This window comes from Chloroflexota bacterium (assembly GCA_020850535.1).
Lineage (GTDB): Bacteria > Chloroflexota > UBA6077 > UBA6077 > JACCZL01 > JADZEM01.
Genome location: JADZEM010000128.1, coordinates 1 through 2,527 on the forward strand (window position 1 = coordinate 1; position 2,527 = coordinate 2,527).

A 2,527-nucleotide genomic window follows, 5' to 3' on the forward strand; every position below is an offset into this window, starting at 1 on the left:
ACCAGTGCCTGCCGTGCCCGACGGCGTGACTGTAGGCGGGGACTTCAGTCCCCGACCGCCCGTTCCATGATGCTTCGGGGACACCAATGAACATGCAATCGCCCTGACAACAGTACGAGCAGGCTGCTGTGAACGGATGTGTTTCTCGACAGAAGATGTCCACGCATCTGACGGCGCGTCGCCCGCGGTGTGCGTGCGTCTGGCGTCCCTTCAGCGAGTGGGGGTTGCAGGGACGCCGGTTGGCTTGGCGGCCGGCTTCGGGGGCGGTGTGGGAAACGTCAACGGCGTGCGGGTCGCCGCGGTGAACGGCGTAATCGTCGGGCGGCGCGTCGGGATCGGGAAGAGCGTCGCGATGGGCGGGGCGACGGTCTCCGGTCCGGGCAGCGCGGTTGGCGTCACCGCACGGCTCGTTCCCACGGTGAACTGCCAGCGGTAGCCGCCGACAAGACCCCGGTCATCGCGGGCCTGGATCCGAATCTCGTGCTGGCCGAGCGCGAAGCCGCGGACAATGCTGACCGTTCGCGAGCGCACCCGTGGCCCGTTCAGATCGACCGCGACCGGCTCGTTGTCGATCCAAACGGTGATCTCTGACAGGTCGCTGCTGGCGCTCACCCGCGCGCCGACGACCACGTCGCCCGGCGGCAGCGCGACGCCTGGCGCGGGCTGCAGTCCGCTGATGATCGGGTAGGCGCCCGGCGAGGGGACCGGACTGCCCAGGACGCCCGGCGATGCGGACGGCGAAGGCAACGTGGCAGGATCGACGGTCGGCGTCAGCGTCTGCGAGAGGACGGCTGCCCCGACCAGCGTCGGCGGCGGGCCAGTCTCCAGCCGCACGACCGCGCCACCACCGGGCGGCGCGCCCTCGCGGGGCCGCTCGATGGGTCGGGCGTCGCACGCGGCCAGCAGCAGCGCCGCCAGCAGCACGGCCATCCTCGCCCAGGCGGCGGGCCGCGGCAGTTGCCAGGGCATGCAGAGTACCGCCAATCCCGGGTTCGGAGTGGCTGCGTCGTGTGGCGGCCGAGCGCCACCGGCGCGCGAGCGGCGCGATGATACGGAAGGCTCGGGTGGCGGCGTCAAGCGCGGAGCGCGGCGGCGAGTCGGCATGTCGTTGCTAAGATACCCGCTGATCTCACCGCGTGGGCGGGTCGAAGGACAGGAGTTTTATGGGGAATGTTGGGGCGGACGCCCGAACGGCCGGGCGCGGCGCGGGACGCCCGATGCGCGTGCTGGTGACCGGCGGCGCAGGGTTCATTGGTTCGCACGTGGTGGATGCGTATATTGCAGCCGGGCTCGACGTGGCGGTGGTTGACAATCTCACGACCGGCTCGCGGGCCAACCTCAATCCGGCCGCCCGCCTGCACGAGATCGACATCCGCGACGCCGACGCGCTGGTGCGGGTCTTCGAGCAGGAGCGGCCCGAGCTGGTGAGCCACCAGGCGGCCCAGGCGAGCGTCCGCCTCTCGATGGAGAATCCGTCGCAAGACGCCCAGATCAACGTGCTCGGCTCGCTCAACGTGCTGGAAGCGTGCCGCAAGACGGGCGTCCGCAAGCTGATCTACGCGGGGACGGGCGGCGCATCCGTCGGCGAGCCGTCCTACCTGCCGGTGGACGAGGATCACCCGGCCAACCCGCTCAGCCCGTACGGCGCGGACAAGCACGCCGTCGAGCACTACTGCTACCTCTACCAGCAGAGCTTCGGGCTGGAGACGACTATTCTCCGCTATTCGAACATCTACGGGCCGCGCCAGGATCCACGCGGCGAGGCTGGCGTCATCGCGATCTTCGCCGGGCTGATGCTCGCCGGCGGGCAGCCTGTCGTCTACGGCACCGGCGAGCAGGAGCGCGACTACGTCTACGTCGGGGACGTTGCGCGCGCCAACGTCCTGGCGCTCACGCGGGGCGCTGGCCGCATGTACAACGTCGGCACCGGCGTCAGCGTCTCGGTGAACGGCCTCTTCGACCGGCTGGCGGAGCTGACGGGCTACACCCAGGCGCGCAAGCACGCGGCGGCCCTGCCCGGCGAGGTCTTTCGCATCTACCTGACGAACGACCGCGCCCGCGACGAGCTTGGCTGGCTTCCCGAGGTCGATATCGACGAGGGGCTGCGGCTGACCGTCGAGCACATGCGCGCGAAGCTGGCCGCGCAGGCCAAGGAGAAAGGGGGCCGCTGATGCCATCCTCGCCCACGATCCGCTGGCCGTCGCCGAGCAGGAGTTCTCCAACTACCTGAAGCTGGCGTTCGTGTGGCGCTCCGCTGCCAACCGGAACATCAGCCGTTCGTCCAAAGCCAGGGCGATTGCCTGTTCATTGGTGTCCCCGAAGCATCAGGGAACGGGCGGTCGGGGACTGACGTCCCCGCCTACACGCATTCAGTCGCTGCGCGACGGACGCAGGGAACGGCCGGCACTGGTGCGACTGGCGCGTCGCGCAGCGACTGCAGGATCGTAGGCGGGGCTTTCAAGCCCCGACGCGGCGGCACGACGCGCTCAACATACGATTGCACTGGTAGCAGCATCAGGGCGATGGC

At 69.8% G+C, this 2,527-nt stretch carries 2 protein-coding genes; one reads left to right on the top strand and one right to left on the bottom strand.

Going from position 1 to position 2,527, the window contains the following annotated elements:
- Nucleotides 1-210: 210 nt before the first annotated feature.
- Nucleotides 211-969, bottom strand: coding sequence for a hypothetical protein (locus IT306_18785; GenBank protein MCC7370477.1), 759 nt, complete (start codon nucleotides 967-969; stop codon nucleotides 211-213).
- Nucleotides 970-1,217: 248 nt separating this feature from the next.
- On the opposite strand from IT306_18785, the gene IT306_18790 reads away from it, so the two are divergent.
- On the top strand, nucleotides 1,218-2,171 hold the full coding sequence (locus IT306_18790; GenBank protein ID MCC7370478.1) for an NAD-dependent epimerase/dehydratase family protein: 954 nt from the start codon (nucleotides 1,218-1,220) through the stop codon (nucleotides 2,169-2,171).
- Nucleotides 2,172-2,527: the final 356 nt, after the last annotated feature.

What these genes read in the sequence shown, in the direction of transcription:
- IT306_18785 (MCC7370477.1), bottom strand. Translation starts at nt 969, where the DNA reads ATGCCCTGGCAACTGCCGCGGCCCGCCGCCTGGGCGAGGATGGCCGTG.
- IT306_18790 (MCC7370478.1), top strand. Translation starts at nt 1,218, where the DNA reads ATGCGCGTGCTGGTGACCGGCGGCGCAGGGTTCATTGGTTCGCACGTG.